Genomic DNA, 24,158 nt, shown 5'->3' on the forward strand with positions numbered 1-24,158 from the left:
CCGTCACCGGCGCGCCGGTCAACGGCGCGCCGCCTCACGTCAGCCCTCGTCCGGGCCACCGTTCTCCTTGTTCTCGCCCGCGTCGGCGGACTCGGCCTCCTCGGACTTGGCGTCCTCGGAGCCGGACTCCTCCGTCTGGACCGTCTGCGCGCCGGGCTGCGGTTCGGCCACGGCCACCCGCGCGGGGCGGATGATCCGGTCGCCGATCTTGTACCCGGGCTGCAGAATGCCCACGCAGGTCGTCTCGGTGACGTCCGGCGCGTAGGAGTGCATCAGCGCCTCGTGGATCGTCGGGTCGAAGGGCTCGCCCTCCTTGCCGAACTGCTGGAGGCCCATCTTGGCCGCCACCGTCTCCAGCGACTCGGCCACCGACTTGAAGCCGCCGACGAGTTCGCTGTGGTCACGGGCCCGCCCGATGTCGTCGAGCACCGGCAGGAGCTCGGTCAGGAGGTTCGCCACGGCGACCTCCCGGACCGCGATCCGGTCGCGCTCGACCCGGCGGCGGTAGTTCTGGAACTCCGCCTGGAGCCGCTGGAGGTCCGCGGTGCGCTCGGTGAGCGCGGTGCGGGCCTGGTCCAGCTGCGCCGTCAGGCCTGCGGTCTGAGCCGCGTCCCCGGCCGGGGCCGCCGGCTCCTCCTTGGCGGAGGAGCCGACGGCCTGCGGCTCGGCGTCTTCGGAACCGGTGCCGGAGGGGACGTCGGGCTTCTCGTCAAAACCCGGGGTCTCCTCCGTCACGCGGCACCGTCCTTGCGCTCGTCGTCGACGATCTCGGCGTCCACGACGTCGTCGTCGCCGGCCTTGGCGTCGCCGCCGTCGGTGGCGCCGCCGGCCGCCTGGGCGCCCTGGGCGTCGGCGTACATGGCCTGGCCGAGCTTCTGGGAGACGGCCGCGACCTTCTCGGTGGCGGTGCGGATCTCCGCGGCGTCCTCGCCCTTGAGCTTCTCCTTCAGCTCGGCGACGGCGCCCTCGACCTCGGTCTTCACGTCACCCGGGACCTTGTCCTCGTTGTCCTTGAGGAACTTCTCGGTCTGGTAGACGAGCTGCTCGCCCTGGTTGCGGGTCTCGGCGGCCTCGCGGCGCTTGTGGTCCTCCTCCGCGTAGCGCTCGGCCTCCTCACGCATGCGGTCGACCTCGTCCTTCGGCAGCGAGGAGCCGCCGGTGACGGTCATCTTCTGCTCCTTGCCCGTGCCCAGGTCCTTCGCGGTCACGTGCATGATGCCGTTGGCGTCGATGTCGAAGGAGACCTCGATCTGCGGGACGCCGCGCGGGGCCGGCGGGAGGCCGGTCAGCTCGAACATGCCGAGCTTCTTGTTGTACGCGGCGATCTCGCGCTCGCCCTGGTAGACCTGGATCTGCACGGACGGCTGGTTGTCCTCGGCCGTCGTGAAGATCTCGGAGCGCTTGGTCGGGATCGTGGTGTTGCGCTCGATCAGCTTGGTCATGATGCCGCCCTTGGTCTCGATACCGAGGGACAGCGGGGTGACGTCGAGGAGCAGGACGTCCTTGACCTCGCCCTTGAGGACACCGGCCTGGAGCGAGGCGCCGATGGCGACGACCTCGTCCGGGTTGACGCCCTTGTTGGCCTCCTTGCCGCCGGTCAGCTCCTTGACGAGCTCGGCGACGGCGGGCATGCGGGTCGAGCCGCCGACGAGGACGACGTGGTCGATCTCGCTGAGCGCGATACCGGCGTCCTTGATGACGTTGTGGAACGGAACCTTGCAGCGCTCCAGCAGGTCCGAGGTCAGCTGCTGGAACTGGGCGCGGGTGAGCTTCTCGTCCAGGTGCAGCGGGCCCTCGGCGGACGCCGTGATGTAGGGCAGGTTGATCGAGGTCTCGGTGGACGAGGACAGCTCGATCTTGGCCTTCTCGGCGGCCTCGCGCAGACGCTGCAGGGCCATCTTGTCCTTGGCCAGGTCCACGCCGTGGGCGTTCTGGAACTGCTTGACCAGGTAGTCGACGACGCGCTGGTCCCAGTCGTCACCACCGAGGTGGTTGTCGCCGTTGGTGGCCTTCACCTCGACGACGCCGTCGCCGATCTCCAGCAGCGAGACGTCGAAGGTGCCGCCACCGAGGTCGAAGACCAGGATGGTCTGGTCGTCCTTGTCGAGGCCGTACGCCAGCGCGGCGGCGGTGGGCTCGTTGACGATGCGCAGGACGTTCAGGCCCGCGATCTCGCCGGCCTCCTTCGTCGCCTGACGCTCGGAGTCGTTGAAGTACGCCGGGACGGTGATGACCGCGTCGGTCACCTTCTCGCCCAGGTATGCCTCCGCGTCCCGCTTCAGCTTCTGCAGGATGAACGCGGACATCTGCTGCGGGTTGAAGTCCTTGCCGTCCAGGTTGATCTTCCAGTCGGTGCCCATGTGGCGCTTGACCGACCGGATGGTCCTGTCGACGTTGGTGACGGCCTGGCGCTTGGCGACCTCGCCGACGAGCACCTCGCCGTTCTTGGCGAAGGCGACGACGGACGGCGTGGTCCTGGCGCCCTCGGCGTTGGTGATGACGGTGGGCTCACCGCCCTCCAGAACGCTGACGACCGAGTTGGTCGTACCCAGGTCGATGCCGACCGCACGTGCCATGGTGATCTTCCTCCAGCTGACTTGAGTGGAACAGGCTCAAGTGTGCCGCATCCTCCCGACAGAGGCAACAGACCTGAGTCGATTGGGCTCAACTTTACGGAGGCGAGGTCCGCATACCGCGTCAACGGGCCGGAGGACAGGCCCGGACGACGGCCGGGGACGGGCATCAGAGGGATGCGGGGCGGGCGCGGGGAAGGGCGGACGCCCCTCCGCCCCTGCCCGGGGAGATACTGAGGTAACCCTCAGCGACGCAGATCACCGCTCCGGCGGCTGCGGGGCGGCGCAAGATATGGATACTCTCGAACGGACTGGATAAGTTACCGCTTAGTAATAGCGGTCCAGCTCGGTTCAGCCGCCAGTCGCTCAGTCGTAGACCTCGCAGGCCCGAGGAGCCTCCCATGCAACTCGCCGCGATCATCGTGTCGCTGGTCCTGACCGTGGTGGGCGTTGCGCTGCTCGCACGCGCCGTCGGTCAGTTCGTCCGGTATTTCAGGCTCGGCCAGCCCGTGCCCGCGGGTACCCGGACCGACAATCCCTACCAGCGCAGCGTGACGCTGGTGAAGGAATTCCTCGGCCACACGCGGATGAACCGCTGGGGAATCGTGGGCTTCGCCCACTGGTTCGTCGCCGTCGGTTTCTTCTCGCTGGTGCCCACCCTCATCACCGCGTTCGGCCAGCTCTTCAAGGCCGACTGGGCCATCCCGTTCATCGGGCACTGGACGCCGTTCGAGATGTTCGTCGAGTTCATCGGCACGATGACGACGCTCGGCATCCTGACGCTGATCGTGATCCGGCAGCTCTCCAAGGCGACCCGCCCCGGCCGCAAGTCCCGCTTCGCCGGGTCCAACGCCGGCCAGGCGTACTTCGTCGAGACGGTCATCCTGACCATCGGCCTCGCGATCATGATGCTGCGCGGCCTCGAGGGCGCGCTGCTGGACATCCCGCACTACGAGCCGGCCTACTTCGCCTCGTACCCGCTGGTGCTGGCCTTCAAGGGCCTCGGCGTCACCACGCTGCAGAACCTGATCTACCTCTTCGCGATGATCAAGATCGGGACGTCCTTCATCTGGATGATCGTGGTCTCGCTGAGGACCGACATGGGTGTGGCCTGGCACCGCTTCCTGGCCTTCCCCAACATCTGGTTCAAGCGCAACGCCGACGGCTCCACCGCGCTGGGCGCCCTCCAGCCGATGACCTCGGGCGGCAAGGAGATCGACTTCGCCGACCCCGGTGAGGACGACGTCTTCGGCGTCTCCCAGGTCGAGCAGTTCTCCTGGAAGGGCCTGCTCGACTTCTCCACCTGCACCGAGTGCGGCCGCTGCCAGTCGCAGTGCCCCGCCTGGAACACCGGCAAGCCGCTCTCCCCGAAGCTGCTGATCATGTCGCTGCGCGACAACATGCACGCCAAGGCCCCGTACCTGCTGGCCGGCGGCGGCAAGACCATGGAGGGCGAGGAGAAGGCCTCCGAGGAGCAGCTCGCCGGCGTGCCCGCGGCGGCCCTCGCCGAGGCCGAGCGGCCGCTGATCGGCACGCTCGAGGAGAACGGCGTCATCGACCCGGACGTCCTGTGGTCCTGCACCACCTGCGGCGCCTGCGTCGAGCAGTGCCCGGTGGACATCGAGCACGTCGACCACATCGTCGACATGCGCCGCTACCAGGTGATGATCGAGTCCGCGTTCCCGTCCGAGGCGGGCACGATGCTCAAGAACCTGGAGAAGAAGGGCAACCCCTGGGGCCTGGCCAAGAAGCAGCGGCTGGAGTGGCTCAAGGAGGTCGAGTTCGAGGTCCCGGTGGTCGGCAAGGACATCGAGGACCTCACCGAGGTCGAGTACCTCTACTGGGTCGGCTGCGCCGGCGCCCTGGAGGACCGCGCCAAGAAGACCACCAAGGCCTTCGCCGAGCTGCTGCACATCGCGGGCGTCAAGTTCGCGATCATGGGCGGCGACGAGAAGTGCACCGGTGACTCCGCCCGCCGTCTCGGCAACGAGCCCCTGTTCCAGGAGCTCGGCATGGAGAACGTCATGGCGCTGAACATGGCGTTCGGCGAGGAGATGGACGACGACGGCAAGGTCACGGCCGAGTCGAGGAAGCCGAAGTCCGCGAAGAAGATCGTCGCGACCTGCCCGCACTGCCTCAACACGATCGGCAACGAGTACCCGCAGCTCGGCGGCGACTACGAGGTCATCCACCACACCCAGCTGCTCCAGCACCTCATCGACGAGGGCAAGCTGATCCCGGTCACCCCGGTCGAGGGTCTGATCACCTACCACGACCCCTGCTACCTGGGCCGCCACAACAAGATCTACACGCCCCCGCGCGAGATCATCGCCAACGTCCCGGGTCTGCGGAACGAGGAGATGCACCGCCACAAGGAGCGCGGCTTCTGCTGCGGCGCCGGCGGTGCGCGGATGTGGATGGAGGAGCGGATCGGCAAGCGCATCAACAACGAGCGCGTCGACGAGGCCCTCTCCCTCAACCCGGACATCGTCTCCACCGCCTGCCCGTTCTGCCTGGTCATGCTGACCGACTCGGTCAACGGCAAGAAGAACGACGGCAAGGCCAAGGAGTCGATCCAGGTCGTGGACGTCGCCCAGCTCCTGCTGGAGTCGGTCAAGACCCCCGCCGACCCGGCGGGCGAGGCGGCGGCCGAGGAGGCGCCGGAGCCGCAGCCCGCGCAGTAGCGGTCCCTCTTCCGAAGGTTCCGACGGCCGGGGCCCGGCCGGGCATCACGCTCGGCCGGGCCCCGGTTTCGTTCGTCCGCCCGTCACCCCACCTCCGTGCGCCGCGTCACCGCACCGCCGCGCGCCGCGACACCGCACCGCCGTCCGCCCGTCACCGCGCTGCCATGCGGGCGACGCCCCTCGTACAACCATCGCCGGTCCACGGCGGTCGTGTAGGTCACCCGGCCCCTGAGGCCGGGGCGTCGCCGCGGGGCGGCGGCCGTCGCGGTCCCGTCCCCGCCGTACCAGGGGGAGCCGCACATGAACCGAAGGACCCGAACCGCGCTCGCGACCGTCGTGGCGGCCGCGCTCACCGGGGGCCTGCTCGCCGTCGCCGGGACGGGCGCCGTCGCCGCGGACGCCGTGGCGGTCGCGCACCCCGACTTCAACGGGGACGGCGTCGGCGACATCGCCACCCCCGCCGCCTCGACGGTGGCCGGCCACCACACGGCCGGCCAGGTCGTGATCGTCTACGGGGTGAAGGGCACCGGTCTCACGGCCACGAAGCGGACCGTGATCGGCCAGGACACCCCGGGGGTCCCCGGCACCGTCGAGTCCGGCGACCGGTTCGGCTGGAGCACCGCCCACGCCGACTTCGACGGCGACGGCTACGACGACCTCGCCGTCTCCTCCGACGCGGAGGACGTGGGCGACGTGGAGAACGCCGGCATGGTCACCGTCCTCTGGGGCTCCCCCGCCGGACTCAGCGGCAAGGGCGCCGTCAAGCTCGAGAACCCCGCCCCCACCCGGTTCGCCCGCTGGGGCCACCAGCTGGCGGCCGGCGACTTCGACGGCGACGGGCGGCAGGACCTGGTCGTCGCGGACGACTCCAGCACCATGGTCGTGCTCCAGGGCGGCATCACCAGGTCCGGAACCTACGGCGACAGGCGGCCGGTGCCCACGCCGCTCATGTCGAGGTACCCGTGGAGCCTCACGGCGGCCGACGTCGACGGGGACCACCGCACCGACCTGCTCGTCAACGGCTTCGTCCCCGAGGCCGACGAGTCCTTCTACGGCCTGCCCCGCAACTTCCTGCTGCCCGGTTCGGAAGCGGGGCCGGACGCCTCCGCCGCCCGGGAACTGCGGCCCGGGCGGTACAGCGCCGTGGGCGACATCAACCGCGACGGTCTCGCCGACGTCGTCAGCGGGATGCCGGCGGACGAGTGGACGGACGGCGAGCACATGCCCTACGCGACCGAGGGCGGACAGGTCTGGATCACCTACGGCACCGCGGACGGCACCGGGAGGGTCCAGGCCGTCGGCCAGGCCACCCCCGGCGTGCCCGGCACCGCCGAGGCCGGCGACCGGTTCGGCAGCTCCGTCGACCTCGGCGACATCGACGGCGACGGCTACCTCGACCTGGCGGTCGGGGTGCCGGGTGAGGACGTGGGCACCCTCAAGGACAGCGGCAGCGTCGTCGTCCTCCGCGGCGGCCCCTCGGGCCTCGCCACGACCGGCGCCCGCTCCTTCCACCAGGACACCTCGGGCGTGCCCGGCACGGGCGAGGCCTATGACTGGTTCGGCACGGACGTGAAGCTGGACGACGTCAACGGCGACGGCCGGGCCGACCTGACCGCCGGCAGCGGCGAGAACGACGCCAACGGCAGCATCACCTACCTGCCCTCCGCGGGCGGCGCGATCACCGGCACCGGCTCCCGCTCGCTCTCCCCGACCGCCCTGGGCGTCCCGACGGCGGACCAGCCGGCGATCGGCGAGCGGTTCACCGACTGACAGGGCCGACGCACCCGTTCACTCCTCGCTCACCTTCCGTACAACCATTCGCACGCGTCGCCGGTCTTGATCACCGTCCGGACGATCGCGCCGGACGTCCTCTGCGCGGAACGGCCCCCCGAACCGGCCCTTCCGCCGGCCATGGAGAACACACATGCACCGTAGGACCCGCACCACTCTCGCGACCGTCGCCGCCGCCGCGGTGACCGGCGGGCTGCTCACCTTCACGGCCGCGTCCACCGCCGTCGCGGTCGACGGCACGGTTGCCTCGCAGGCCGACTTCAACAACGACGGCATCGGCGACGTGGCCACCTCGGCCTCCGGGGCGTACGTCGGCGGCAACAGCCAGGCCGGCCAGGTGGTCGTCGCCTACGGCGCGCAGGGCACCGGGCTGACGGCCGCCAAGCGCTCCGTCATCAGCCAGGACACCTCCGGCGTCCCGGGCGGCGCCGAGGCCGGCGACGCGTTCAGCAGTGACACCGCCTACGCCGACTTCGACGGCGACGGCTACGACGACCTGGCGGTCGGCGCGCCCGGCGAGGACCTCGGCAGCGACAAGGACGGTGGCATGGTCACCATCCTGTGGGGTTCCGCCTCCGGTCTCACCGGCAAGGGCGCCGTCGAGATCGCCGACCCGGCGGCCGGCTCCCACGACCAGTGGGGCCGCCTGCTCGCGGCCGGCGACTTCGACGGCGACGGCCGTCAGGACCTGGCCGTCGGCACCAGCAAGAGCAAGCTGTACGTGTTCAAGGGCGGCATCTCCCGGACCGGCACCTACGGCAGCCGCCAGACGGTCCAGGCGCCGATCATGGCCGCCTACCCGCCGGAGAACCTCACCGCGGGCGACGTCAACGGCGACGCCACCACCGACCTGGTGGTCAGCGGCCCCGAGCCGGTCGACGGCTGGACCCGCAACTTCCTGCTGTTCGGCGGTGCTTCCGGCCTCGACGCCTCCAGCTTCCAGGAGCTGCGCCCCGGCGTGATCAGCGGCATCGGCGACATCGACAACGACGGCTTCGGCGACGTCGTCAGCGGCGCCAGCTGGAACGCGGTCGAGAGCGGCCTGGACGTCCCCTACGCCGCCAAGGGCGGCAAGGTCTGGATCACCTACGGCAGCGAGTACGGCGTCGGGACGGTCCAGGGCATCACCCAGGACACCTCCGGCGTCCCCGGCTCCAGCGAGACCAACGACATGTTCGGCTACGAGCTGGACCTCGGCGACGTCAACGGTGACGGCTTCCTCGACCTGGTTATCGGGGTGGCCGGCGAGAACATCGACAGCTTCACCGACACCGGTTCCGTCATCGTGCTCTACGGCAGCGCCGACGGCATCAGCGGCACCGGCGCCCAGTCCTTCCACCAGGACACGGCCGGCGTCCCCGGCGGCAACGAGAAGTACGACATGTTCGGCATGGACGTGAAGCTGGACGACGTCAACGGCGACGGCAAGGCCGACCTGACCGTCGGCAGCGGCGAGAACGACGGCAACGGCGCCCTCGCCTACCTGCCCTCCGACGGCAGCCGGATCACCGCCACCGGCTCCCGCTCGATCTCCCCGACGGCGCTCGGCGTCGCCACCACCGGCCACCCCTTGGTCGGTGCCAACTTCGCGGACTGACGCGCTGGTTGATTGTTCCCGGGGCCGGGCGCCGCAGTGGCGTCCCGGCCCCCGGGTGTTTATCGATCCGTTACCCCACATCCACAACTTCCGTACAACCATTCCCGCCCGTACCCGGTCTTGATCAACGCCGGTCACGCTTGGCCGGCCTTGTTCTCCCGGGGACGCGTCACCATGCTCCCCGCGTGGCATTGGGGAATCCACATGCACAAGAAGACCCGCACCGCCCTCGCGGCGGTGGCCGCGGCTGCGCTGACCGGTGGGCTGCTGACCTTCGCCGCCTCCACGGCCGTCGCCGCGGACGGCACCCTGGTCGCCAAGGCCGACTTCAACAAGGACAAGAAGGGCGACATCGCCACGACCGCCGCCTGGGCCCACGTGGGCGGCAAGGCGAACGCCGGTCAGGTCGTCGCCCTCTACGGCACCAGCACGGGCGTCAACTCGACCAAGCGCACGGTGATCAGCCAGGACACCTCCGGTGTCCCGGGCGCGGCCGAGGTCGACGACCTGTTCGGCTACGAGACGGCCTACGGCGACTTCAACGGCGACGGCTACGACGACCTCGCGGTCGGCGCGCCCGGCGAGGCGACCACCGCCGGCGAGCTCGCCGGATCGGTCACCCTGCTCTGGGGCACCGCCTCGGGCATCACCGGCACCAGCGCCGTCACCGTCAAGGACCCGGCCGCCGGCGCGGACCGCATCTGGGGCTACACCCTGGCCGCCGGCGACTTCGACGGCGACGGCAGGACGGACCTCGCGATCGGCGGGGCCGACACCACCCTGTTCGTCTACAAGGGCGGCTTCACCAAGACCGGCGGCACCGGCGGTTACTACGCCGTCGACCTCCCGCTCTACGAGGGCGCGTGGAAGCTGCACGCGGGCGACGTGAACAACGACCGGGCCACCGACCTGGTCGTCAACGGCGACGCCCTGCCCGACCTCGACGCCCCGACGGAGGAGCTCGAGAGCTACGTCCCGGAGCAGAACACCCTGCTCTTCGGCAGCGCCTCCGGCCTCACCGCCGCGGGCCACCAGTCGCTGCGTCCGGGTCTGATCACCGGCATCGGCGACATCAACGGCGACAAGTTCGGCGACATCGTCAGCGGCTTCAGCTGGAACGAGGAGCTGGGCGGCGAGACGATCCCCTACGGCGCCAAGGGCGGCAAGGTCTGGATCTCCTACGGCTCCGCCACCGGCGTCGGCAAGATCGCCGGCATCACCCAGGACACCTCCGGCGTCCCCGGCTCCAGCGAGACCGACGACGGCTTCGGCGCCTCCCTGGACCTCGGCAACGTCAACGGCGACGCCTACCTCGACCTGGTGGTCGGCGTGCCCGGTGAGGACGTCGACGGTGTGGACGAGACCGGCTCCCTCGTGGTGCTCTACGGCACCGCCTCCGGCATCACCGGCACCGGCGCCCAGTCCTTCCACCAGGGCACGGCCGGCGTCCCCGGCGGCAACGAGTGGGGCGACTGGCTCGGCATCGACGTCAAGCTGGACGACGTCACCGGTGACGGCAAGGCCGACCTGATCGCCGGTTCCGACGAGAACGGCAACGGCGCGGTGCTCTACATGCCCGCCTCCGGCTCCAAGATCACCGCGACGGGCTCGCGCTCGATCTCCCCGACCTCGGTCGGCGTCTCCACCGCCGAGTACCCGGGCTTCGGCTGGACCTTCGCCGACTGACACCCGGCACCGCTCCCTCCCCCGGCCGGGGCGCCGCACCGCGGCGCCCCGGCCGGGTCCGTCTCCGCCACCCTCCACCGCCGCCCGCCTCCCCTCGACCGGCCTCGCTCCGGCGCTCCGACGGCACCTCAGTCCGTATCCGCCGCCTCCGGCCTCATTCGCCCCTCCGGGCGGCACCCCGGGCCCACATCCGCCGCCCCCACCGCTCCGGCCCCGGCCGCACCCCCGCAGCACTCGCCGCGCCCGCCCGTCTTCCTCCGCCCCAACCCATAACCGCGACCCCCGGCCTCATTCGCCCCTCCGGGCGGCACCCCGGGCCCACATCCGCCGCCCCCACCGCTGCGGCCCCGGCCGCACCCCCGTAGCACTCCCGCCCCTTCCCGGTCCGCCCCGGGCGGCACCTAAGCCGTGTCCGCCGCCCTGGCCGCACTCGCCGCTCCCGCCGCACTCGCCCACCTCCGCCCCTCCCGGTCCGCCCCGGCGCACCCCGGCCGTCTCCGCCGCCCCGGCCGTACAACCCGCACCACCCGTCGCGTGTCTCACCAACGCCGGACGGACCCCGTCCGGCCGCCCCGGCCGCCCCGGCCGGCCTCCCGCTCCGCCCCGTCCCGCACCCCTGCGGCGTCCATGGGGCGCCCGCTCCGCACCGCCGCACCGCCGGCCGACCCCGGTGGACGGCCGCACCGGCCCCACCCGCTCCGCCCCGGCCCCGGCCGGCCCGAACACCACGCGCCCGAGCGCGTCAGGAGGACCATGAACCACAGAACACGCACCGCCCTGGCGACCGCCGCCGCGGCCGTGCTCACCGGCGGCCTGCTCACCGTGGCGACCGCCACCACCGCGGTCGCCGCCGACTCGGCCACCGTGCTGCGGCCGGACTTCAACTGCGACGGGAAGGGCGACGTCGTCACCGGCGCGATGCTGGCGCACGTCGGCGGCAAGGCGGAGGCCGGCCAGATCGTCGCCCTCTACGGCAGCGGCACCGGGATATCCGCCACCAAGCGCACCGTCATCAGCCAGGACACGGCCGGAGTGCCCGGCGCCGCCGAGGCCGGGGACCGCTTCGGCCTGGACACCGCCTTCGGCGACTTCGACAAGGACGGCTGCGACGACCTCGCGGTCGGCGCGCCCGGCGAGGACGTGTCCGGCGACGCGGACGCCGGCTCGGTCACCATCCTGTGGGGTTCCGCCTCCGGGCTGACCGGCAGTGGCTCCATCACCGTGAAGGACCCGGCCTCCAGCTCCCACGACCAGTGGGGCAACACCCTCGCGATCGGCGACTTCGACCGCGACGGCAAGGCCGACCTCGCGGCCACGACCACCAAGACCAAGCTGTACGTCTACCGGGGCGGCATCACCAGGGCCGGTGCCACCGGCGGCTGGTACGGCGTCGTCACGCCGCTCTACACCGGGCAGCCCGACCCGCAGGAGGACATCCCGCCGATCAACATCCACGCCGGGGACGTCACCGGGGACGGCGCCACCGACCTGGTCGTCGACGGCATGGAGTTCGACGAGTACGACGGCTACCCGCACAACTACCTGTTCCTCGGCGGCAAGTCCGGCCTCCAGGCGGAAAGCTACCAGGAGCTGCGCCCCGGCGTCGTCACCGCGATCGGCGACATCGACCGGGACGGCTTCGGCGACATCGTCAGCGGCGCCGAGTGGAACGAGTCCGACGGGTACGGCGCCACCCCGTACGGCGCCCGCGGCGGCCAGGTCTGGATCACCTACGGCACCGGCACCGGCGTCGACGAGATCACCGCCATCAACCAGGACACCTCCGGCGTCCCCGGGGCCTCCGAGACCGACGACCGGTTCGGCTTCGAGCTGGACCTCGGCGACGTCAACAAGGACGGTTACCTCGACCTCGCGGTCGGCGTCCCCGGCGAGGACGTCGACGGCTACGAGGACGCCGGCAGCATCGTCGTCCTCTACGGCTCCGCCGACGGCATCACCGGCGCCGGCTCGCAGTCCTTCCACCAGGACACGGCCGGCTTCCCCGGCGGCAACGAGAACAACGACAACCTGGGCATGGACGTGAAGCTCGACGACGTCACCGGCGACGGCCGCGCCGACCTGGTCGCCGGCTCCTGGGAGAACGACAACGGCTCGGTGGTCTACCTGCCGGTGAACACCACCACCGGCAAGATCACCACCACCGGCTCCCGCTCCCTCTCCCCCACCGCCGTCGGTGTCTCCACCTCCGGCTACCCGGGCTTCGGCATCAACTTCGCCGACTGACCGGCCCTCCGGGAGACGACCCCCGGCGGGGCACGACGGTGCCCCGCCGGGGGTCGCGTGCGTCCGCGGCACACCCACCGCGGCTCCCGTGTGATCTCCCCCACCTCGGCGGGCGTCGTGCCGGCATCGTCCAGCAGAAAGTCGTCCGGAAGGAAGTGGAGGCAACCATTCCGCGCGTCCCGATGTCTTGATCACCGGCAGGCGTCACGTCCGCCGGCCGCGGTCCACGGGACCGCGTGCCGTTCCATCGGGGAATCGAGGAGTTCACATTGCGTCCCAGTACCCGCACCGCCCTGGCGGCCCTCGTCTCGGTCGCCCTCACCGGCGGCCTGCTGACCCTCACCGCCTCCTCCGCGGCCGCGGCCGACGGCACGGCGGTGGCCAAGGCCGATTTCAACGGTGACGGCAAGGGCGACGTCGCGGCCAACGCCGCGACCGCGTACGTCTCGGGCCACGCCGAGGCCGGCCAGATCGCGGTGCTCTACGGCGCCTCGGGCGGTGTGACCGCCACCAACCGCACGCTGATCAGCCAGGACACGGCCGGAGTACCCGGCGCGGCCGAGCCCGGGGACGAGTTCGGGGCCCAGCTGGCCTACGGCGACTTCAACGGCGACGGCTACGACGACCTCGCCGCCTCCGCCCCCGGCGAGGACGTCGGCGACACGGCGGACGCCGGTTCCGTCACCCTCCTGTGGGGCTCCCCCTCGGGTCTCACCGGCACGGGCTCGGTCACCGTCGCCAACCCGGCCGACGGGGTCAAGTGGGGCACGGCCCTGGTGGCCGGGGACTTCGACGGCGACCGCCGCGACGACCTGGTCGTCTCCGACCGCGACCGGATCGTCCAGTTCCTCAAGGGCGGCTTCTCGGCGTCCGGGGAACCGGCCGCCCACCACCCGCTGCGCGTGCCGGCCGACTACTACCCGTGGACGCTCACCGCGGGGGACGTGAACGGCGACGGCTCCACCGACCTGGTGTCCTCCGGCAGCTACCTGTCGAAGCCGGAGGACGGCAACGACAACCTGCTCTTCCTGGGCGGCCCGGACGGCCCCGCCTCCCCGCAGGCCAAGGAGCTGCGCTCCGGCTGGGTCACCGCCATCGGCGACATCGACCGGGACGGTTACGGCGACATCGTGAGCAACACCGGCGCCACCGAGGACCTGGACGGCGACCCGGTCCCGTACACCCACGTCGGCGGCCAGATATGGATCACCTACGGCTCCGCCGACGGCAACGGCCGGCTCCAGGCCGTCAACCAGGACACGGCCGGCGTGCCCGGCGCCGCCGAGGAGTCCGACGGCTTCGGCCTCGCCCTCGACCTCGGGGACGTCGACAAGGACGGCTACCTCGACCTCGCCGCCGGAGTCCCGCAGGAGGACGTCGACGGCGTCGAGTACGCCGGCAGCGTGGTCGTCCTCCGCGGCACCGCGAACGGTCTCACCGGCACCGGCGCGCAGGTCTTCCACCAGAACACCGCGGACGTCCCCGGCGAGAACGAGCACTGGGACCGCTTCGGCATCGAGGTGAAGCTGGACGACGTCACCGGCGACGGCCGCGCCGACCTGCTGGCCGGCACCTTCGAGAACGACAACGGCGGCATCGTCCAGCTCGTCTCCGACGGCACGAAGATCACCGCCACCGGCTCCCGGTCCCTCTCCCCGACCGCCCTCGGCGTCTCCACCAGCGGCGCCCCGCGGCTCGGGCACGCCTTCGCGGACTGAGACCGCCGGCCCCGTCTCTCCCGGTCCCGCCCGCCCCGTCTCTCCCGGTCCCGCCCGCCCCGCCTCCCCCGGTCCGCGCGGCCCGGGGAGGCGGGGCCCCGGCAGCCCTGGACCGCGCCTGGCCTCAGGGTTCCCCCTTACGGGATGTCACATCTCGGCAGCAAAGCCGTCCCCATCCCCCACGTCCGCACCCGTCCGCCCGCCGGAGCAGGTACGTTCGAAGGCGTGGCTGGATTCAGGATCGGACGCGGCGGGCGGGACCGTGCCCCGCAGGGACAGCAGACGCACGGACAGCGGCAGCCGTACGGACAGCAGCAGCAGCCGTACGGGCAGCAGCCGTACGGGCAGCAGGGGCACCCTCAGCCGGGGCACCCCGGGCAGCCCTCGTACGGGTACCCGCCGCAGAACGCCCCGAGGCCCCCCTACGGCGGTGGCGGCGGCTACGGCGCGCCCGGCGGCGACGGCCCCGAGTACTTCGACGACGGGCCGCACCACCCGCAGCACCCGCAGCATCCTCAGCACCAGGGCCCGGCGTACGGCGGCGGCCGCCCCCAGCAGGGGCACGGCCGGCCGCACCAGGGGCACGACCCCTACGCGGCGAACAACCCGGGGCACACCCAGGCGTTCTCCGTGGACCCGAACGCGGACCCCTACGCCGCCCAGTACGGCGACGCCGACGCCCCCTCGGGCCCGATCGGCCCGCCGTTGCACTGGAAGGACCTGCTGAAGGGCATCGTCCTCTCGCCGAACCAGACCTTCCTGCGGATGCGGGACTACCGCATGTGGGGCCCGGCGCTCACCGTCGCCTTCGTCTACGGCCTGCTCGCCGTCTTCGGCTTCGACGGCGCCCGCGAGGACGCCATAGAGGCCACCCTCAACACGGCGATCCCGATCGTGCTGGCGACCGGCGTGGCGATGACGCTGAGCTCCTTCATCCTCGGCGTGGTCACCCACACCGTGGCCCGCCAGCTCGGCGGCAACGGCGCCTGGCAGCCGACGGTCGGCCTCTCCATGCTGATCATGTGCCTGTCGGACGCGCCGCGCCTGGTGGTGGCCATCTTCATGGGCGGCGACGCCGCGGTGGTCCAGGTGCTCGGCTGGCTGACCTGGCTGGCCGGCGGCGCGCTGCTCACCCTGATGGTGACCCGCTCGCACGAGATCGCCTGGCCCAAGGCGCTGGGAGCCTCCGCGATCCAGCTGGTCGCCCTGCTCTCGATCGTCAAGCTCGGCACCTTCTGACACCGTCAGGACACCGCCCGACACCGTCCTCCGGCCGCACGTGAAAGAGGCCCCCGCCCGCGTCGATGCGCGGTCGGGGGCCTCTGCGGTGTTGGGGGGATCAGGAGTCCAGCACCTGTCCGGGGCGGCTGACCACCGGCTTCTCCACACTCCACGGGAAGTTGATCCAGTCGTCCGTGCGCTTCCACACATACTCGCACTTCACCAGCGAGTGCGACTTCTCGTAGATCACCGCGCTGCGCACCTCGGCGACCGTGTCCAGGCAGAAGTCGCGGACCAGCTTGAGCGTCTTGCCGGTGTCGGCGACGTCGTCGGTGATCAGCACCCGCTTGTCGGAGAAGTCGATCAGGTTGGGCACCGGCGCCAGCATCACCGGCATGTCCAGGGTGGTCCCCACACCGGTGTAGAACTCCACGTTGACCAGGTGGAGGTTCTTGCAGTCCAGGGCGTAGGCCAGACCGCCCGCGACGAAGACGCCGCCGCGCGCGATGGACAGCACCATGTCCGGCCGGTAGCCGTCGTCGGCGATCGTCTGCGCCAGCTCGCGCACCGCGACGCCGAACCGCTCGTAGGTGAGGTTCTCCCGCACGTCCGTCACATCAGCCATGGTGTTCTCCTGCCTGCCTCAGACGTCGGTGCGGTGGAAGTTCAGGAACGACCGCGACGGCGTCGGCCCGCGCTGCCCCTGGTAGCGCGACCCGTAGCGCTCGCTGCCGTACGGGAACTCGGCGGGCGAGCTCAACCGGAACATGCAGAGCTGGCCGATCTTCATGCCGGGCCACAGCTTGATCGGCAGGGTGGCGAGGTTCGACAGCTCCAGCGTGACGTGGCCGGAGAAACCGGGGTCGATGAAGCCCGCCGTCGAGTGGGTGACCAGGCCCAGGCGGCCCAGCGAGCTCTTGCCCTCCAGCCGGGAGGCGATGTCGTCCGGCAGGCTCACCACCTCGTAGGTGGAGGCCAGCACGAACTCGCCCGGGTGGAGGATGAACGGCTCGTCACCCTCCGGCTCGACCAGCCGGGTGAGGTCCGGCTGCTCGACGGCGGGATCGATGTGGGGATACCGGTGGTTCTCGAAGACCCGGAAGAAGCGGTCCAGCCTGACGTCGATACTCGACGGCTGCACCATGGCGGGCTCGAAGGGGTCGATCTTCACCCGGCCCTTGTCGATCTCGGCACGGATGTCCTGGTCTGAGAGAAGCACCCTGCAAGAGTACGCGGGGGCCGCCCGGCCTCGCCGGACGGCCCCCGCGCCGACACCTGCCGCCTCCGCGGCTACTGCTTCTGCAGCACCCCGGTGGGCACCGGCACCACACTGCGCAGCCGGGCGCAGCGGGGACACCGCATCAGCCGGCCGGGGCCGAGACGCTCGGCCTGCTGCATCGGGAACGAGGCCGCGGTGAACACGTGCCCCTCGGCACAACGGACGACGGTGCGCTCCATCAAGTCGTTCAGATCCCTTCCCCAAGAGCCGCGCCGGAACGGAAGACCCGGCGAGGAACGCCACATTACGGGATCAAAGGGACGGCCCTCCACGCGGCACTCCGGTCCGGTCCGGCCCCGCCCGGACCCCGCGCCGACCCGCCCGAGCCCTCCGCGCGCGGCCCACCGTACGCCCCAACTCCGCTGCCCCGCATACCGGTACGCACACCTGTGAGCCACACCGCAGCCGGAGCGCGACCGGAACGCGGCAGGGCCCCGCGGATCAGCACGCGAGGCCCTGGATGGGGTACAGTATGGGCGCCGACTCCGGTACGAACCGGCGTCCAAGCGGGTGTAGTTTAATGGTAGAACATCAGCTTCCCAAGCTGAGAGCGCGAGTTCGATTCTCGTCACCCGCTCCAGAATGAAACCCCAGGTCAGCGGCCTGGGGTTTGTTCGTTGTCCAGGCCATTTGCAGGCTCCGTGCCCTCAGCGTGCCTTTCGGCCCCGCAACACCCCCTCGGGATCAAGTACGACCCCGCCCGGGTCGGCTGGAAGGCCGAGCGCAAAGCGAAGCGGTCGCCAGGGAAACCCTGCCTCACCCGACTTCGGTCAAAGAATCGGACCTGGCGAACCCACGATGGCCCGCAGTGCCGCGATGTGCCCGTGATAGGCATCCCGCCCTCGCGAGGTCAGCCGGAGCCACACGCGCTGTCGGGTGTCGCGGACGGCCTTGCGCTGCTCGACGTAGCCGGCCTCCATCAGCACAGTCACGTGCTTGCTCAACGCGGATGCCGACAGACTCAGTTGCTGCTGTACAAGGCCGAATTCCGCCTCGCCCGCAGCGTCCAGGAGCGCGCAGACGCGCAACCGGTTGGGCGCGTGAATGGTGGCGTCGAAGCCCTCCATCAGACCGCGCCCTCCGGCGCTTGCGCAGGCTTCCGGTGCAGCCGCACGAAGGCGAGGTGACAGCCGACGGACACCGCGGCGCCGATCAGCGAGGCCGCGATCAGCCAGGCCGGCCGCCCGGTGGCACGAAAGACGATCGGTGCCCCCACCATCAGCACGGGCAGGCCCACCGCGATCGGGACGATCGCCCGCTTCGGTAGCACGTCCAGCCGCAGTGCCACCCCTGTCCGGGCGCGCCAAGCCCTCGTCGCGACCGCCTGCAGCGCTCCCTGCACCGCGATGACCGTCACCGCGACACCCATCCAGACCATGCGCGGAAGCAGCCATTCTCCGTCGGCCACGGCACCTCCGACGCATATCGGGAGCACACCGATGTAGAGCGTCAGCGCGACGAAGAACCAGGTCGGCCACGGTGTGGCCGACAACGCGGCACCAGTTGCACGGATCTGCTCCACAGCGGTCAGCGCGGCACGAGCCTGCTCCGGCGTGGGCCGTCGCCGATCAGTTTCCATGGCGGCAAGAGTAGCGCTGACTTTCCAGTACGGAAAGACACACGTCGCCGGTGCGGAAAGCGGTGGCCTCCCGCTCCCCTTGCCGGATCGCGGAGGGCGCCTGAGTCACGTCACAACGCAAGCCTCCCGGACGTCGCACCGCACGCTGCTGGGCCGGCCCCACCGGTCTCGCACGATCGGCGGGAAACACCGAGAACATCTCCGTCTCCCTCCCCTCCGACCTGCTCGCGGTGCTGCGGGAGCGGACCGGAAAGCGCGGACTGTCCTCCTACATCACCGAGGCTGTCCGGCATCGGCTCGAGATGGACGGCCTGGCAGAGATCGTTGCCGCACAGGAGGCGGAGCAAGGCCCTCTGACCGAGGCAGAGGTCGAGGCCGCGTCCCGTGAGCTCTTCGGCGACGCCGGACACGGAGGAAGGCGCGCAGCGTGAAGGAGACAGCCGCCCGGTCGGTCGTCCTCGACTCACAGGCGCTGACGCTGCTCCTGCGCAGTGACCGCGCCATGATGGCGCGGATCGAGGCGACCCGCAGAGCGGGTCTGCCCGTCCGCGTCTCGGCGCTGACCGTCGTCGAGGTGCACGGCAAGACCGACGTGCCTCGCCTGCACTGGCATCTCTCCCGGCTCCGGCTCGAGGCCGTGATGCCGGAGGACTCACTCGAGGCCGTGCAGCTGTTGAAGGAAGCCGGGGGACTGCACGAGCACACGTACGCGATCGACGCCCTGGTGGCCGCGATGGCCCTCCGCTCCCCGGCCCCGGCCCTCGTCCTCACCTCGGACAGGGACGACTGGACCAGACTCTGCGGTGACCGCGTCATCATCCGGGACGTCTGACGCCCCGGACAGGTCGTGCGCAGCCGCAACTGGGCGCCTACGGCCTCTGGGCCCGGCCTACACAGTCACGAGGCGCACCCTGTTCTCACAGAGCTTTGCCATGTCATCGATGTTCGAGGTGAGCATGACGACAGGGCGGCGCTGCCTCAGCACCATCTCGGCCACGGCGGCATCGATGGCGTACTGGTGACCGTGAAGCCCAGCATTGACCAACATGGCCGAGGCCGCCTTGGCCTCCTCATCACCGACAGGTACGACCCGCACGCCGGACAGTACCCAGGCGAGCCGCGCCTTCTCAGTCCGTTGATGCACCGCTTCGATGATGGTGAGTGCGCTGACGACCACCTCCATGCCCCGCTTGCGGGCTTCCGCGACGAGGGCGACGACGGGCTCGTGATCACCGATGAACTTCGAAAGCCCCTCGCAGTCGAGAACGAGGGTGCCTTCATGGCTCAGCTTGCGGCGGGCCATTGCCCCGCCTCGGCGAACACCTCGTCGAAGACCTGACGCGCCCGGTCCCGCTCACTCTCGGAGATCGGCCCCTGGCGGCGTTCGTAGTCGGCCAAATACTCATCGAGGATCTGGCCACGCAGCTCACGCTCCACCGCTTCGGCAATGAACGCGGAGAACTCACGCTTGCCCACCCGTCGACGGATAGCCTCTGCCGTCCCCTCGGGGAGGGAGAGGCTGACCCGTGTGGCCGGCCCTTCGCCAACGCTGTAAGGACTCTCACCCATGACCCCACATTATCAAACGAGTAGGAATCAAGGTCTACATTTCGCGCCCTCGCCGGCACGAGCCGCGCGTCCGGCAGTTCACGGTCTCGCTTCTCCTCTCGTTCACCTCCGTCCAACCGTGTCCGAGCGCCGAGAACGAACCGCTTCACCCCCCAAGGGCAGCGGCGGGCCCCCGACGCAACCGCAATTCGCCGCCAGAGGTCCGCCGCCCGCCCAACCCGGATCAGGCCGCATCCGCCACCCGCCCGTTCCTGGACCGCCCGCCCGGACGACGTGCCCTCCGCGTGCGCGTAAGGACGGACAACGGCGGTCTGCAGAGGTGCCTCCAGCCGCCCTCACCGGATCCACCAATACCAAAACCACAGGTCAGCGACCTGGGGCTCACCTCGGGCAAGGACGACTGAACCAGACTCTGCGGCGACCGCGTCATCATCCGGAACGTCTGACGCCCCGGACAGACCGTCCGCAGCCGCAACCGGGCGCATACGCCCCGCCCACTCCCCGACCCGTTCAGCGATGACCGGCCCGGCATCTGGTCATATACCGTCCGCTCAGATCTGGCCGAGGTCGATCTCCACCGGGAAAGGAGCCACGACCTTGACCACACCGGTGAACACGTCGCCTTCCCGGTAACTCTTCGTCGCCAGGTCCAGGACGTAGGTGTACACCAGCGGAACACCGGTCAGGGCCTGCTCGATGCGCCAGTAGAAGCCGATGCCGGCCTTGGCGTACTGGTCGACCTTCACGATCCGGTCGGTGGTTTCCGAACCCGGCGAGACCACTTCGGCCACCAGCAGCACATGCTCCGGGCGGGTGGGTGCGACGTCGATCGTCTCCGCGCGGTAGACGACGACGTCCGGACGCCGATTGGTGAGCGGGACGTCCTGCAACCGGACATCAAAGTCCGTGTCGGCGTTCCAGCCCGGTCCTGCGGCCACATCCAGTCCGTTGGCCAGAATCCTCGCCAGCCGGTTGTGCCGCTTGGACGCACTCGGACTCACGACGACCATCCCGTCCACGATCTCGATCCCGGCGCACTGCTCCTCGGACCAGGAGTCGTACTCCTGCGCGGTGATCTGCTCATGCATCCACGAGGGGGCCACCATCTCGGCTGCCATGACGCGCCTCCCAGACTTCCCGGATACGGTGCGGCGGGCCCGATCCCGCTTCAGTCAGCGTACTGTCTCCGCGCCGTCCCGCGGTTTCTTGCCTCGAGCAGCCGCATCCTGGACGCGACCGGGTGGCGGGACCCCTGCGCGGAGATGCGCGCGAGCGACTGGAGACGGATCGGGTTGCTCCTCGTTCCGGCGGCATCCGCGAATACGCCCGCGCCGATGGCGGATGCAGTCGAGCCCGGGCGCGAATGGTGGCTTCTGCGCGGCTGCAACTCGGCGTCGAAGGTCTGCCGGGGTCTGCCGGGGTCTGCCTGGGTCTGCCTGGGTCTGCCTGGGTCTGCCGGATGCTCGACCGGAGTCAGGTGCTCCGGGCGAACCGTCCGTCTCCCGGCGCACCAGCAGTGCCGAGAAGGAACCTCTGCTGCGCCGCGACCTGGGCGACGGACGGAACGGCGGCTCCGCCGTCAGCGGGCGCTCGTGGTGCCGATGTCGGAGATGTGGTTGTACCGCTCCACCAGCACGAAGAGCTTGGTCTTCTGCTTCGTCGTTCCGCTGCCGAAGGTCAGGGTGACGACGAGCTCATGGGCGTGACCTACGGCTCCGTTGTCGGTCACCGTCCACCGCGCCGGGACGTTCTGGGCACGCAGGACGCCGTCCGCCCCGTTCTCCTCCTCCCAGGCCGCCAGCCGCTCGGCGAAGTCGGGCGTCAGGTAGTGGCTGCGGAGCGCCGTGGCCAGCGTGGCGTCCGGGTCCGTGTAGTCGCCCTTCGCGTCGATGTAGGCGCCGTAGAAGTCGGCGACCCGGGTCACCACGTGGCCGGGCGTGCCGCTGACCGTCTGCACCGCGGCGGTGGACGTCCTGGCCGGGGCGTGGACGGCCGCCTGTGTCGGCACCTGCGCAGCCACGCCGAGTCCGACAGCCAGGGCGAGGCCGACGGCGACGGCCGCGCGACGGTCCGGACGACGGCGTCCGAGAGACTTCCTGTTCATGTGCGTCTTCCCTTTCTGGTTCATGCGGGATTGCTCCGATCCATGAATTGGCCTCGGCGGCCGGCCGATTCCGACGGGTTCCGGGGCCACAACACGCGTCGGGCCTTCAGCAGGCGGGACTGCTGGAGATCTTGATTCCGGTGACGCTGTAGGCGTTCGCGAACACCGTCCAGGAATTCGGCGCCAGGCAGATCGCATTGCCGTCCTGGAGCCGCAGATACGCCACGTCGTCGTTCCGGGTGTTCACGACGTAGTAGTGCGGGCGGGATCTGACCGTCTGGTAGGAGCTTGTGACATCGCGGTACTTCGTGATCGGCGTGCCCGCCTCAAAGGCTTCCTCGTCCACGTAGAAGCAGACGTAGGGGTACGGGCAGCCGTTGGTGGAGCCCTCCGCGTGGGCCGCCGACGCGCCGGCCACGGACACGGCGGCGACGGCCACGGTCGCGCCGGCGATGCCTGCCGCCTTTCGGACGACGGATCTCATCAAACCTCCAAGAATCGAGCAGGTGTGTCTGACGCGGCAGCAAGGGACCGCGATCCGTTGCGCATGCCGCTGTGCAGCTGGGGAATGGCCGAGGCTGCGACGCGTACGGCAACCGGCATCCGCCGGTCGGTCCTGGCAGCCGTGCTCGGTGCGACACCAAGAGCATCAGCGGTCACCGGAATCCAGCGCAACGGCGACCGCCCCTTTGACGGCGGTGGAACCGTCCCAGCCCATCTGACGTGCAGGGACATGAGTGCCTGGGACCACGGGACAGCGGACGGACCACGGAGGAGCGGTGTCGATGCGGGATGACGTCGAGGAGTTCGCGGCGCTGCTGCGACGGCTGAAGGACCGCACGGACCGGAGCTACGGCTCCCTGGCCCGCCGGGTCGACATGAACACCTCCACGCTGCACCGGTACTGCAGGGGCGAGGCGGTGCCACAGGAGTTCGCGCCCGTGGAGCGGCTCGCGGGCTTCTGTGAGGCGACACCGGAGGAACGGCTCGAACTGCACCGGCTGTGGTTGTCGGCGGTGGCGGCTCGGCAGGGGGTGCGTCCGGCCGACTCGGCGACGGCGGCGGCGACGGCAGCTCCGGCACCGGCACCGGACGGGGCACGCGTCGAGGAGAGCGGCTCCGCGGAGCAGCCCGGGGGCGACCCCGCCCCGGACGGGTCCGTCCCCTCCACCGCCCCCCGCGTCTGGTATCGCCGCCGGCGGGTCCTGGCGTCCACCGCCGTGGCCTGTGCGCTGCTCGCCACTCCGGCCATCAGGTCCGCCCTGCCGGACGACCGCTCCTCCGAGACGGACGCCGCCCGCTCCGCAGGCGTGGGGACGACCGCCCCCGGCGCGCGCGACCCGGCCGCGAAGCCGGCCACGGGCCTGCCCCTCGCCTGGAGCGTCGACTCCCTGGTCTGGGACAAGGGCTGCGACCACGACTACGTCATCGACAAGCCGCCCGCACAGGTGCCGTCACCGCCGGTGGAGCAGGACGCCGGGACGTGGGCGGCGACGCAGGGCGCGGTGCACGGGCGGCGGACGAAAGTGCAGATCTCGGTGCAGGGGCGATCGTCCACGGCCGTGGTCCTGAAGGCGCTCCACGTCCGCGTCGTCAGCCGCAGCACCCCGGGCGGCGGTGGGAACGCGTACGCCATGGGCCAAGGCTGCGGCGGCGACCTCACGCCCCGCCGCTTCACCGTGAACCTCGACGCCGACCGCCCCGTCACCAGCCCGACGGACGGCTCCGACATCGAACGCACCGTTCCCGCCGTGCACTTCCCCTACCGCGTCTCCGACGAGGACCCGGAGGTACTGCTGGTCGACGCGACGACACAGACCTACGACGCCCGCTGGTACCTCGAACTCGACTGGTCCTCGCAGGGGCGCACCGGCACGATCCGCATCGACGACCACGGCCGTCCGTTCCACACCACCAGCATCGAGGGACTGCCGCACTACTGGCACGGCACGAACGACGCCGGCGAACGTGCCTGGGTCCCGTACGACAGCTAGTGCCCCCGGCCGGCAGCGGTTGCCCGTCGAGGACCGGCGTCCGGTGCGTGCTCCCGGCGTGCCAGGCTCAGGTTCCCCACGCCCGCCCGTCGGCGCAGCAGCTTCGCGCCGCTCGGACC

The 24,158-nt window shown here is 70.8% G+C and carries 22 protein-coding genes and 1 tRNA gene; 11 read left to right on the forward strand and 12 right to left on the reverse strand.

What is annotated here, in order from left to right; genetic code table 11:
• Nucleotides 1-39: 39 nt before the first annotated feature.
• Together grpE and dnaK are read right to left on the reverse strand one after the other, a co-directional pair.
• Nucleotides 40-735 carry a nucleotide exchange factor GrpE gene (gene grpE / locus GBN72_RS21325; RefSeq protein ID WP_151773484.1) on the reverse strand — a complete coding sequence of 232 codons (696 nt, stop codon included), beginning with the start codon at nucleotides 733-735 and terminating at the stop codon, nucleotides 40-42.
• A complete protein-coding gene (gene dnaK / locus GBN72_RS21330) occupies nucleotides 732-2,576 on the reverse strand; it encodes a molecular chaperone DnaK (protein WP_151773485.1) in 1,845 nt (614 codons plus the stop codon). The genes grpE and dnaK overlap by 4 nt, the downstream gene beginning before the upstream one ends.
• A 398-nt stretch (nucleotides 2,577-2,974) precedes the next feature.
• On the opposite strand from dnaK, the gene GBN72_RS21335 reads away from it, so the two are divergent.
• From GBN72_RS21335 to GBN72_RS21365, 7 genes are all read left to right on the forward strand, one after another.
• Nucleotides 2,975-5,257, forward strand: a complete 2,283-nt coding sequence (locus tag GBN72_RS21335; protein WP_151773486.1) for a (Fe-S)-binding protein — start codon at nucleotides 2,975-2,977, stop codon at nucleotides 5,255-5,257.
• A 300-nt stretch (nucleotides 5,258-5,557) separates the two neighbouring features.
• Nucleotides 5,558-7,027 carry an FG-GAP and VCBS repeat-containing protein gene (locus GBN72_RS21340; RefSeq protein WP_151773487.1) on the forward strand — a complete coding sequence of 490 codons (1,470 nt, stop codon included), beginning with the start codon at nucleotides 5,558-5,560 and terminating at the stop codon, nucleotides 7,025-7,027.
• Nucleotides 7,028-7,181: 154 nt separating this feature from the next.
• A complete protein-coding gene (locus GBN72_RS21345; protein WP_151773488.1) occupies nucleotides 7,182-8,645 on the forward strand; it encodes a VCBS repeat-containing protein in 1,464 nt (487 codons plus the stop codon).
• 204 nt (nucleotides 8,646-8,849) lie between these two features.
• Nucleotides 8,850-10,331: an FG-GAP-like repeat-containing protein gene (locus GBN72_RS21350; RefSeq protein ID WP_151773489.1), complete on the forward strand. Its 1,482-nt coding sequence runs from the start codon at nucleotides 8,850-8,852 to the stop codon at nucleotides 10,329-10,331.
• Nucleotides 10,332-11,084: 753 nt separating this feature from the next.
• On the forward strand, nucleotides 11,085-12,575 hold the full coding sequence (locus tag GBN72_RS21355) for an FG-GAP-like repeat-containing protein (RefSeq protein ID WP_151773490.1): 1,491 nt from the start codon (nucleotides 11,085-11,087) through the stop codon (nucleotides 12,573-12,575).
• Between the two features lie 269 nt (nucleotides 12,576-12,844).
• On the forward strand, nucleotides 12,845-14,293 hold the full coding sequence (locus GBN72_RS21360) for an FG-GAP repeat protein (protein ID WP_151773491.1): 1,449 nt from the start codon (nucleotides 12,845-12,847) through the stop codon (nucleotides 14,291-14,293).
• Nucleotides 14,294-14,437: 144 nt separating this feature from the next.
• On the forward strand, nucleotides 14,438-15,532 hold the full coding sequence (locus GBN72_RS21365; RefSeq protein WP_151773492.1) for a Yip1 family protein: 1,095 nt from the start codon (nucleotides 14,438-14,440) through the stop codon (nucleotides 15,530-15,532).
• A 100-nt stretch (nucleotides 15,533-15,632) separates the two neighbouring features.
• Here GBN72_RS21365 and GBN72_RS21370 read toward each other — a convergent pair whose 3' ends face one another.
• The 3 genes from GBN72_RS21370 to GBN72_RS34205 all read right to left on the reverse strand — a co-directional run bounded on the left by GBN72_RS21370 (nucleotide 15,633) and on the right by GBN72_RS34205 (nucleotide 16,975).
• Nucleotides 15,633-16,130: a phosphoribosyltransferase gene (locus GBN72_RS21370; protein WP_151773773.1), complete on the reverse strand. Its 498-nt coding sequence runs from the start codon at nucleotides 16,128-16,130 to the stop codon at nucleotides 15,633-15,635.
• Between the two features lie 27 nt (nucleotides 16,131-16,157).
• On the reverse strand, nucleotides 16,158-16,733 hold the full coding sequence (gene dcd, locus GBN72_RS21375; protein ID WP_151773493.1) for a dCTP deaminase: 576 nt from the start codon (nucleotides 16,731-16,733) through the stop codon (nucleotides 16,158-16,160).
• Nucleotides 16,734-16,804: 71 nt separating this feature from the next.
• A complete protein-coding gene (locus GBN72_RS34205) occupies nucleotides 16,805-16,975 on the reverse strand; it encodes a hypothetical protein (RefSeq protein ID WP_164540768.1) in 171 nt (56 codons plus the stop codon).
• 324 nt (nucleotides 16,976-17,299) lie between these two features.
• Between GBN72_RS34205 and GBN72_RS21380 the strand changes: the two genes are divergently transcribed.
• Nucleotides 17,300-17,373, forward strand: a tRNA-Gly gene (locus tag GBN72_RS21380).
• Between the two features lie 190 nt (nucleotides 17,374-17,563).
• On the opposite strand, the gene GBN72_RS21385 is transcribed toward GBN72_RS21380, so the two are convergent.
• Together GBN72_RS21385 and GBN72_RS34210 are read right to left on the reverse strand one after the other, a co-directional pair.
• A complete protein-coding gene (locus GBN72_RS21385; protein WP_151773494.1) occupies nucleotides 17,564-17,860 on the reverse strand; it encodes a transcriptional regulator in 297 nt (98 codons plus the stop codon).
• On the reverse strand, nucleotides 17,860-18,372 hold the full coding sequence (locus GBN72_RS34210; RefSeq protein WP_164540779.1) for a hypothetical protein: 513 nt from the start codon (nucleotides 18,370-18,372) through the stop codon (nucleotides 17,860-17,862). The genes GBN72_RS21385 and GBN72_RS34210 overlap by 1 nt, the downstream gene beginning before the upstream one ends.
• Nucleotides 18,373-18,569: 197 nt before the next feature.
• Between GBN72_RS34210 and GBN72_RS35425 the strand changes: the two genes are divergently transcribed.
• Both GBN72_RS35425 and GBN72_RS21395 read left to right on the forward strand, forming a co-directional pair.
• Complete coding sequence (locus GBN72_RS35425) at nucleotides 18,570-18,803, forward strand: hypothetical protein (protein WP_151773774.1); 234 nt, start codon at nucleotides 18,570-18,572, stop codon at nucleotides 18,801-18,803.
• The gene (locus GBN72_RS21395) at nucleotides 18,800-19,204 is read left to right on the forward strand and encodes a DNA-binding protein (protein WP_151773495.1); all 405 of its coding nucleotides are present in this window, start codon (nucleotides 18,800-18,802) and stop codon (nucleotides 19,202-19,204) included. Before GBN72_RS35425 ends, GBN72_RS21395 begins: the two co-directional genes overlap by 4 nt.
• A gap of 57 nt (nucleotides 19,205-19,261) precedes the next feature.
• Here the strand turns inward: GBN72_RS21395 and GBN72_RS21400 are convergent, their stop codons facing one another.
• The 5 genes from GBN72_RS21400 to GBN72_RS21420 form a co-directional block, all read right to left on the reverse strand.
• Nucleotides 19,262-19,675, reverse strand: a complete 414-nt coding sequence (locus tag GBN72_RS21400) for a DNA-binding protein (protein WP_151773496.1) — start codon at nucleotides 19,673-19,675, stop codon at nucleotides 19,262-19,264.
• Entirely contained in the window at nucleotides 19,657-19,941 is a 285-nt protein-coding gene (locus tag GBN72_RS21405) for a hypothetical protein (protein ID WP_151773497.1), read from the reverse strand. The genes GBN72_RS21400 and GBN72_RS21405 overlap by 19 nt, the downstream gene beginning before the upstream one ends.
• Nucleotides 19,942-20,492: 551 nt before the next feature.
• Nucleotides 20,493-21,059 carry a Uma2 family endonuclease gene (locus GBN72_RS21410; protein WP_151773498.1) on the reverse strand — a complete coding sequence of 189 codons (567 nt, stop codon included), beginning with the start codon at nucleotides 21,057-21,059 and terminating at the stop codon, nucleotides 20,493-20,495.
• Between the two features lie 461 nt (nucleotides 21,060-21,520).
• A complete protein-coding gene (locus tag GBN72_RS21415; RefSeq protein WP_151773499.1) occupies nucleotides 21,521-22,045 on the reverse strand; it encodes a hypothetical protein in 525 nt (174 codons plus the stop codon).
• Nucleotides 22,046-22,151: 106 nt separating this feature from the next.
• Nucleotides 22,152-22,529 (reverse strand): hypothetical protein, encoded by a 378-nt coding sequence (locus GBN72_RS21420; protein WP_151773500.1) that lies wholly within the window; start codon nucleotides 22,527-22,529, stop codon nucleotides 22,152-22,154.
• A 301-nt stretch (nucleotides 22,530-22,830) separates the two neighbouring features.
• Here GBN72_RS21420 and GBN72_RS21425 point away from each other — a divergent pair, with 301 nt between their 5' ends.
• A complete protein-coding gene (locus tag GBN72_RS21425) occupies nucleotides 22,831-24,039 on the forward strand; it encodes a helix-turn-helix domain-containing protein (protein ID WP_151773501.1) in 1,209 nt (402 codons plus the stop codon).
• The last annotated feature ends 119 nt before the right edge of the window (nucleotides 24,040-24,158 follow it).

This window comes from Streptomyces abyssomicinicus (assembly GCF_008974245.1).
Classification (GTDB): domain Bacteria; phylum Actinomycetota; class Actinomycetes; order Streptomycetales; family Streptomycetaceae; genus Streptomyces; species Streptomyces abyssomicinicus.

Bases quoted from the DNA above. Each gene is read 5' to 3' on its own strand.
- dnaK (WP_151773485.1), bottom strand. From the start codon at position 2,576: ATGGCACGTGCGGTCGGCATCGACCTGGGTACGACCAACTCGGTCGTC.
- GBN72_RS21335 (WP_151773486.1), top strand. From the start codon at position 2,975: ATGCAACTCGCCGCGATCATCGTGTCGCTGGTCCTGACCGTGGTGGGC.
- GBN72_RS21340 (WP_151773487.1), top strand. From the start codon at position 5,558: ATGAACCGAAGGACCCGAACCGCGCTCGCGACCGTCGTGGCGGCCGCG.
- GBN72_RS21345 (WP_151773488.1), top strand. From the start codon at position 7,182: ATGCACCGTAGGACCCGCACCACTCTCGCGACCGTCGCCGCCGCCGCG.
- GBN72_RS21350 (WP_151773489.1), top strand. From the start codon at position 8,850: ATGCACAAGAAGACCCGCACCGCCCTCGCGGCGGTGGCCGCGGCTGCG.
- GBN72_RS21355 (WP_151773490.1), top strand. From the start codon at position 11,085: ATGAACCACAGAACACGCACCGCCCTGGCGACCGCCGCCGCGGCCGTG.
- GBN72_RS21365 (WP_151773492.1), top strand. From the start codon at position 14,438: ATGTCACATCTCGGCAGCAAAGCCGTCCCCATCCCCCACGTCCGCACC.
- GBN72_RS21385 (WP_151773494.1), bottom strand. From the start codon at position 17,860: ATGGAGGGCTTCGACGCCACCATTCACGCGCCCAACCGGTTGCGCGTC.
- GBN72_RS34210 (WP_164540779.1), bottom strand. From the start codon at position 18,372: ATGGAAACTGATCGGCGACGGCCCACGCCGGAGCAGGCTCGTGCCGCG.
- GBN72_RS21400 (WP_151773496.1), bottom strand. From the start codon at position 19,675: ATGGCCCGCCGCAAGCTGAGCCATGAAGGCACCCTCGTTCTCGACTGC.
- GBN72_RS21405 (WP_151773497.1), bottom strand. From the start codon at position 19,941: ATGGGTGAGAGTCCTTACAGCGTTGGCGAAGGGCCGGCCACACGGGTC.
- GBN72_RS21410 (WP_151773498.1), bottom strand. From the start codon at position 21,059: ATGGCAGCCGAGATGGTGGCCCCCTCGTGGATGCATGAGCAGATCACC.
- GBN72_RS21415 (WP_151773499.1), bottom strand. From the start codon at position 22,045: ATGAACAGGAAGTCTCTCGGACGCCGTCGTCCGGACCGTCGCGCGGCC.
- GBN72_RS21420 (WP_151773500.1), bottom strand. From the start codon at position 22,529: ATGAGATCCGTCGTCCGAAAGGCGGCAGGCATCGCCGGCGCGACCGTG.
- GBN72_RS21425 (WP_151773501.1), top strand. From the start codon at position 22,831: ATGCGGGATGACGTCGAGGAGTTCGCGGCGCTGCTGCGACGGCTGAAG.